General features: G+C 37.2%; 7 protein-coding genes. 3 read left to right on the plus strand and 4 right to left on the minus strand.

What is annotated here, in order from left to right:
- The coding region (locus tag AABI99_RS16940; RefSeq protein ID WP_338367279.1) for a carboxypeptidase regulatory-like domain-containing protein at positions 1-926 on the minus strand (926 nt) is incomplete at its 3' end.
- Between the two features lie 327 nt (positions 927-1,253).
- The gene (locus AABI99_RS16945) at positions 1,254-2,102 is read right to left on the minus strand and encodes a S1/P1 nuclease (protein WP_338367286.1); all 849 of its coding nucleotides are present in this window, start codon (positions 2,100-2,102) and stop codon (positions 1,254-1,256) included.
- A gap of 234 nt (positions 2,103-2,336) precedes the next feature.
- Here AABI99_RS16945 and AABI99_RS16950 point away from each other — a divergent pair, with 234 nt between their 5' ends.
- Both AABI99_RS16950 and AABI99_RS16955 read left to right on the plus strand, forming a co-directional pair.
- The gene (locus AABI99_RS16950; protein WP_338367280.1) at positions 2,337-3,218 is read left to right on the plus strand and encodes a hypothetical protein; all 882 of its coding nucleotides are present in this window, start codon (positions 2,337-2,339) and stop codon (positions 3,216-3,218) included.
- Entirely contained in the window at positions 3,211-4,155 is a 945-nt protein-coding gene (locus AABI99_RS16955) for a hypothetical protein (protein WP_338367281.1), read from the plus strand. The genes AABI99_RS16950 and AABI99_RS16955 overlap by 8 nt, the downstream gene beginning before the upstream one ends.
- 37 nt (positions 4,156-4,192) lie before the next feature.
- Here the strand turns inward: AABI99_RS16955 and ushA are convergent, their stop codons facing one another.
- Together ushA and AABI99_RS16965 are read right to left on the minus strand one after the other, a co-directional pair.
- Complete coding sequence (gene ushA, locus AABI99_RS16960) at positions 4,193-5,815, minus strand: bifunctional UDP-sugar hydrolase/5'-nucleotidase UshA (protein ID WP_338367282.1); 1,623 nt, start codon at positions 5,813-5,815, stop codon at positions 4,193-4,195.
- Between the two features lie 322 nt (positions 5,816-6,137).
- Positions 6,138-6,557 carry an MAPEG family protein gene (locus AABI99_RS16965; RefSeq protein ID WP_338367283.1) on the minus strand — a complete coding sequence of 140 codons (420 nt, stop codon included), beginning with the start codon at positions 6,555-6,557 and terminating at the stop codon, positions 6,138-6,140.
- A 168-nt stretch (positions 6,558-6,725) separates the two neighbouring features.
- Here AABI99_RS16965 and AABI99_RS16970 point away from each other — a divergent pair.
- Positions 6,726-8,271 (plus strand): insulinase family protein (locus tag AABI99_RS16970; RefSeq protein ID WP_338367285.1); only part of this gene is annotated, 1,546 nt, incomplete at its 3' end.

Genomic DNA, 8,271 nt, shown 5'->3' on the forward strand with positions numbered 1-8,271 from the left:
ACACCTTCAAGTTTTTCGTATGAAGTGAATAAAAATAGTTTATCTTCGATTAACGGTAGGCCAACGTTAAAGCCATAACGCTTTTCGGTGTAGTTACCGTTGTCATAATCCTCACCTTCAATTTTATCGCCTTTAAACGAATCACTTGTGAAGTCGTAGAAAAGGCTACCATGCACCTCATTACCACCTGATTTAGTTACCGCATTGATATTACATGCAGTAAAACCACCGTACTGTACGTCAAATGGGGCTAGTTCAGCTGATACTTGTTCAATTGAATCAAACGAGAAAGGTGCATTAATAGTCGGGTAACCGTTTGAGCTTAAGCCAAAATTATCGTTCATACGAACGCCATCAAGGGTTAAGCTATTGTAACGCGGGTTAGCACCACCACAGTTAATTGAACCACGGCTATCATCAATTGTGATACGTGGGTCAATACGAATGATATCTTTTAAATCACGGTTAATTGCAGGCGTGTTTTCAAGATCAGTTAAGGTAAATGTAGAAGCAGGGCCAGTACCACCCGACATAGAGCTAATAGGTGCACCTGTTACTACAATCTGCTCCATGCTTGATTGTGGCTCAAGTGCAGCATTTACTGGGTAATCGTTACCAATGTTAAGAATGATATTATTAAATTCTTGGTCAGCATAAACATCAGAATCAACAATTACCTTGTATGGACCACCAACACGAAGGCCTTTAGCAGTAAAGTAACCTGCATCATTTGCTTCTGTTGTTTTAACTGAGCCTGTTGGTACGTGTAAAATTGTTATTTTTGTACCTGGAGCAGGGTTACCGTTTGGACCAGTAATTTGACCCTTAATCGCAGAGGTTGTTTCGTTGGCGAATGCAGCGCCACTTACACTTACGCATGCTGCGATAGCAAGTGAGAGTGCTGTTTTTTGAAGTTTAGTCTTCATTTTCATTTCCCGTGAAAGTTATAATTAAATTGTTATTTTAAGTAGTATAAACTAAACAGTAGTGTTGAATTTATACTCTTGTAATATGCAAAATTAATTTGCACAATTTGTACTTGTATACTTAACTAAATTTAGATTAATTACTTATTGTTATGTTACCGTCGTTTTGTGACAGTATTATGAAATGCAACTTTTATAATTCCTTTTACAATTGAATGTTTACATTTTGTAATTAATACAATTTTAGCTTTATTATTTTAGCTATACTCCAGACCATGTATAAACATAAATTAATTCCCGTGTGTAGGTTTTTTATTTATAGGTTGATTATTGTTTTGTCGTTATTTTTAATTTTTTATTGCCATCTGACGAATCAAATAAATGGTTCAATACACCCGCAAGTCTAATGCCTGCTTTTTGTAAACGCTGCTTAACAAGCGGATTGTATTTGAAAACATAACTATAGCTGACTTCATCACTGGTTGAGGTATAAATATCTTCGGCCAATTTGTGAGATTCCATCAGCCACGTAGTAGGGCTGCTGTTTAAGTATGTTTTAATTAATGCTGCATCGTGGGTATCTATAAACTTAGCATATTCAGTGTAAGCCAAATTTTCATTTTCTATTAATCCAGTGTCCCAAAGGCTGTGCAAATTGGTTTCATTGTCAAAAAAATCAACTTTAATTAAATTCCCGCCTCTATCTTCACTTCGCCCAGCATGAAATGGTTGGTGGCTGTCGCCTACCAAATGAACTAAAAATTTTAAAGCAAACTGTTTTTCATTAAGTGAAGAAGTCGATGACTGGAGTGTATTAATAGAGAAGTAAATACCTTCTAGAATGTTTGTAACATCGTCTTTGCTGTGTGTGTGTGCGTGATTTAAGGAAAGCGTTTTATTCTTGGGAAGATTTATGTAGTGCCAGCGTGAAGATTTTTTACGCCAAAATAGCTCAGGGCTAGATCGCATTTCATCAGCCCAAGTAGCTACTTGAGCCAGCGATTGCCCCTCTAATAGTGGCAGCAAGTTACGCATTGTTTCGTCACTCAAATGCTGCTCAGCAATGTGCCCAACAATTCGATGACCATTTTGCCCCCATGCATACACTTTAGGTGTTGTAAAAATAGCACCAATTATTAACGTTGTGGCTACGAGAGTAGCAATTTTAATGCGCATCACTGTTTCTTGCATTTATTTTTATTCACCTATTAGCTGGTGTGAACATTGTGATTGTTTTTGTTAAATATAGAAAGGAGTCAATAGTATTCATTATTTCTTATTCATATTCATTTAAAATCAGTTAGTTAAGTTTGACAGGTAAAATTACCTATTGTAATAAGTAAATAATATTGTTCAAATAAAGCCTTAGCGTTGTGTAGGTACATCTTATTGATGGGGTTTAGAAAGGTCATGTTACATAAACTGTTGTTTGTTACACTTTTGTTTCTGGTTATGGTTGCCGCATGGTCTGTTGGAAAGGTGAGCGTTAAAAGTAATGAAATACACTTTCCAGAGCTAATAAAAACGTCAACACAATGTTATACAACAGCCAGTGAAAACAAAAATCAGCTTATTGTATTTACGCCATCGCAAAGCGTGGCAGAGAAGCTTACAGAGTCTCTATGCCTTGATACCGTGGTAACTAAACAATACGGTTCTGTTAAAGGCTACTGGGGTGACAGTACAACTGAGAGCTTCGATTTTGTCGGAAAAGGGATTGCAGATCTAGTACTTGCTAAAAATAATATAATGAACGCTTTTAATGCTGAGCTTACTTATAACTATCAATCTGTGGTGGGTTTTTCTGATTACACCGCGTTTTTTATCTCCTCAAAAGAAAAGCCACGCTTAACAAAGCAATACTTTTTAGATAAGCGTATAGGCTTACTGGATTACCCTACAAGCCGCTCTGGCCATATATTGCCAAAGAAAATGTTTAAAGATCTAAATATCAATTTAGCCAATCTAGATATTACTTACGCTAGCTCTCACAGCGAACTGCGTGACTTATTGGCTAATGGGCAGGTCGATATTATTGCGTCTTTTTGGAAAGAGAGTGATGAAGCTCGTTTTTCAAAAAATTATATAACTCCCTTAAGTAACAAAATTTCAGGCTCGCGCTGGTATTTAAAAATGCAGCAAAACAATACAGACCTTTTATGCGCTGTACAGCGTCATATTCTTGATATGTCAAAGGAGCAAACGCTGAGTTATTACAAAGAGGCGCAATCTTACTGGGATTGCAGTTCAGAGCAAGTAACAGCTAAAGGTGAGAGCGTTAAAAATGGATAAGTATAAATATGTTTTTTTTGGCTGCGCTGTTTTTATTATTAACTGTTTAGTGTTTTATGTGTCTGTAATTAATGAGCAGAGTGATGCCATTAAACGCCAAGTTATAGAAACTGAAAAACAAGTTGCATTGGACTTACCATTAATTGCGCTTTCAAACGAGCTGCTAAAGCACTCAGGTAACCAACATGCAGTGCAAGACTATTTATTAAAGCTCAATGGCTATTTAGACAATAATCTGCGCTTAGTTAAAATTGAACCAAAATCTGCTAAACCTATAATTTTAAAGCCAAATCAGTTTGAAAGAACGCTTAAGTCAAACACCACCCATGTCTCTTTAGTGTTCGAAGAAAACGCACAGTTTTGGTCTGAAAACAGATTTTTAATTTGCTTGTTGTTTCTAGTCTTGAGTATTTTGTTTGGTAAATGGCTAAAATCTATTATAGATATACCTATGGAGACGAAAGCTCCACCATTAAGTACCGATACTGACTTAGCTAAACCAAAAGAGCTGGCATTGATTATTAATTTAAATACCAAAACACTCAGTAATAACTACGTGCCTGATGTTACTGTGTGCTTAGCAAACAAACCGTTATGCTTTTTCTTAGCATTAATAGAGTTTTGCCGTGATAATAACGATGTTGTACTAAATCAAAATAAATACGTGCCAGATGAGCTGATAGATTTGGCTAATAAGTATTTTTACAGGTTAATAGAGCTTGGGCATACCATACGCAAGCGTCCAAACTTTAATAGTAGCTTAGAAAAAACTCTCAGTGAGATCCGCGCAGCTCTAGACGAAGTCTTAAATGAGTATCCAGATATGAAGGATATTTATTACCCACCTAAGGCCTATGGTGAAGGGTCTCGTTCACGATTACATAGTTACGCTTTAACCAATATTGAGAAAGGAAATATAGAGATAATAGGAAAGTAGCATGCTACTTTCCTATTTTTGAGTGAATTAGGTGCAGTTATTTAGGTGCAAACTGCGCAGCCTTGAGCGGACTATTTTGCGAGACAAAGGTTTTAAGCGCCTGGGCATCGGTTTCATCTGTGCTTACAAAGCCTTTAAGTTCATTAATAGCAGGGTAACCGTCGCCACCCGATGCGTTATAGCTATTTAAACTCATGCGGTAAGTTTTGTTTTTATCAAATGGCTTACCGTCAATGAGTACACTGACTAATTTGCCATTTTTACGGGTAAACGCTAATTTGTGATATTGTAAATATGCACCTGCATCCACAGGGAAGCTGGTCACTGTTTCTAAGTAGTTCCATAAGTCACTGCCTTGCCAGTCCATGTAAGTAATGCGATTTTTAAACGGGTGTACTTTTAGAATATCTTTATAGCTAATATCGCCCGCTTCAATCGAACTTCTTATTCCGCCCCCACTAATAAGGCCAAAGTCGGCGCCAACCACATTCATTTGTGCCTGTATAATTACACGGGCTAAATTGGTTTGCTGGTAACGTACCTTGTTTCTATCGCCCTCAAGGCGTGCATCAACACTACCAATTTTACCTGCTATTTGTTTTGCACCTTTGTCTTGATAGGTTGCTAAAAACGCTTTTAACGTTGGGTCAGGTTTTATGTATTCATTGGCTAAGACTTGCTTAGTCGAACCATCAGCTTGAATTTCATCAACATATAAATTAACAGGCATAAGTTTGTAATCGAGTAAGGTCAGCATACCGTTTTCTAACTTAAACTCTGCCTTTCCTACATACTTGCCCCATTCATGTGCTTGCATAATCCATGTGCCGTTTTGCTGATCAGGTTTACAATCAAGGCCTGGTTTGAAGTTATCGTCATTTTTGTTTTTAGCCGCCATACAAACAGGCTCTTGTGAATGGCCACCAATAATCATATCTAACGTATTTGCCGGTAAAGAGCGAGCTAAAGTTACATCACCTGGCGCATTAATCCCAAAGTTTGCATCTACGTAATGCCCCATGTGTGTTAGTGCAATAGTAATGTCGGGGTTATATTGTGATTTAATTTTTTTAGCCAGGGCTGCCGTTACATCAACAGGGTCTTTAAATTCTAAATGGCCAATATATTGCGGATTAGCTATTTTAGCTGTATCTGTAGTGGTAAGCCCAATAACAGCGATTTTCAAGCCGTTTTTTTCAAAAATTTGATAGCCTTGAAATGCATTTTCACCAGTTGCTTTGTCAAAAATATTTGCAGACAGTAGTGGGAAGGTAGCCCACTTTTGCTGCTTACTTAAAACGCTAAGCGGGTTATCAAATTCATGGTTACCAATTGCCATGGCATCGTAACCAAGTAACGACATCCCCTTAAAATCTGGCTCTGCATGTTGTAAGTCTGATTCAGGGATCCCTGTATTAATGTCACCGCCTGAAAGCAGTAGTACAGTATGGCCTTGTTGTTGTGCTTTAGTACGTAAGTCGTCAATTAACGTTTTACGTGCTGCCATACCATATTCGCCTTTCTCATTATGCCAAAAGCGTCCGTGATTATCGTTAGTATGTAATATAGTAATATACTGTGGGGCAGAGGAAGTTTTTGAAGGTGAACTTGTACAACCTATAACAGATAAAAGAACTGAAAATAGAATAATTATACGCATGAAATACCCATTTATTATGGTGTGCTTAATTTGTTAGGTAGCTAGTTTAAACTAATTTAACAATAAATAACGTACTTATTTTAAGGTTTTTTATATTCAATATTAAAAGTAATATTAAATTATTAACTGAGTTTTCTTTATGCGATTATAGTTAGTGTTATTTAATAAAGTTCGCAACAAATTGCTACTTGTGAGGCGTTCATGGTAGTTGTGCTGGGTTTTTTTAAATACGCTGCTTAGTTTTACTAAACGCCTTAAACGCGCCTAGTATCATTTTTTTACTGTGCAAAACAGTAAAAAGCGGCTTTGTAAGCCGCTGTTATTAAAATACTAAAATTCGCCAAACAATCGCGAGCCATAAAGCAAACACGCTTGCGCAGCCAACTAAAAATACATTAAAACGCATTCTCACATTATTACTGCCAATATGAATAACCGTATGCACAATACGCGAAACAACAAAAACACACGCAAGCGCAGTTATTAAGTAGCTAGCGCTGTTGAGTTGCAAGGTAACAATACAGCCTACGTAAAAAAGCACAGGTATTTCAAACTGATTAATAAAGTTTCTATCAGCTACACGTACGTTATCGCCTGCGCTATCAAGGCGCATGGTTTTAAAATCATTAAACTGCACATGTTTGTTTTTGGCTGCTTTAAAGCGTCGCTTGCCCATGATAAGCATAACAACCAGCGATAACGTTACCTGTGCAAACATGGCAAGTATTATTATTTTTTCCATTTTATTTCCTTCTTTATTTTTTTTCTGAGGTTCAGTATGCAGAGGTTTTTCACAATGTGTTACATAAATTAGTATTATTTTGTGGTAAACACTTAATTGTTAGTGTTAATTTATCTCTATTACGTTGTTTTTAGCGCATCTTAAGCGCAATTTTAATGGAAAAACAAAATGAAAAAAATTCTTGGCTTTAGTGCCATCGCGCTGGCGGTTTTAACTGGTTGTAGTAATACATCCTCTACTTCTTCAACGTCTAAGTCACTACAAAGTGCGTTGCTCTCAGATACATTGATTGTCAGCCCAAACGATACGCGTGAATATAAAACGCTCAAGCTTGATAACGAAATAGAAGTAATTTTAGTCTCTGATCCAAGTGCTGAAAAATCAGCAGCGTCGCTAAGTGTAGGAGTTGGTTTACTACACGACCCTATGATGCAGCAAGGTATGGCACATTATTTAGAACATATGCTTTTTTTAGGTACAGAGCGCTACCCAGATACTAAGGGCTACTCTGACTTTATGACCAAAAACGGTGGGGTAAATAACGCCTATACCTGGCTTGATATCACTAATTACATGTTCAAAATTAATAACGATGCTTTTGACGAAGCGTTAGACCGTTTTGCTGATTTTTTTAAAGCGCCAAAACTATATCCAGAGTATACCGATAAAGAAAAAAACGCGGTGAACGCAGAGTGGTCTATGCGTCGCGAAATGGACTTTTTTGGTCAGTTTAAGTTAGCCCGTAAAATGATGGGCGATCATCCAGCAAATCGCTTTTTAATTGGCAACCTCGAAACACTTGGCGATAAAGAAGGCAGTTCTTTGCATAAAGAAACCGTTGATTTTTATAATAAATACTATTCGTCAAATATCATGAAACTGGCACTTATTTCCAATTTGCCAATTGAGCAAATGGAGAAAAAAGCGAAAACTTACTTTGCCAATATTGAAAATAAACACATTGAAAAACCGACAGTCACTGCAGAGCTCGATTTTGATAAAGCAGGCGGCAAAAGAGTGTATTACTCACCCAACGAAGATGTAAAACAGCTGCAACTTGAGTTTACTATTAGTAATAACAGCAGCGATTTTGCAGTAAAACCTAATCGTTACGTAAGTTACTTATTGAGTAATGAAATGCCAGGCAGTCCTGCGCAATTATTGCGTGATAAAGGCTGGGTATCACAATTAACAGCTTCACCTTCTCCTAGTCAGTATGGTAATTATGGCGCACTCACTATCGCGTTAGAATTAACCGATGAAGGCATGAAAAACCGCGAAACAATTGTCGCCACCATTATGCAGTACATAGAATTGATAAAAAAAGAAGGCGTAGACGCGAAGTACTTTAACGAGATACGCACATCACTTAGTAATCAATTTAAGTTTTTAGAAAAAGGTGATGAGTTTAGCTATGTCAGCGCGCTTACTGCAAGCATGCAAGATTATCCATTAAATCATGCTATTGATGCACCTTATTACTATGCAAAATTTGATGCCGAGGCAATCAACACAGTACTTGAACAATTAAATGCCGACACGCTGCGTGTTTGGTATATTTCGCAGCAAGAACAAACCGACTCGCAACTGCATTTTTATGACGGTAAATACCGTATTGAGGATATCAGCGACGCGGAAATTGCTAGTTGGAAAGCACCGAGCGAGTTTAAGCTTGCACTGCCAAGTGTCAATAACTTATTACCTGAAAGCTTTG

It is taken from the genome of uncultured Pseudoalteromonas sp., assembly GCF_963922945.1.
Classification (GTDB): domain Bacteria; phylum Pseudomonadota; class Gammaproteobacteria; order Enterobacterales; family Alteromonadaceae; genus Pseudoalteromonas.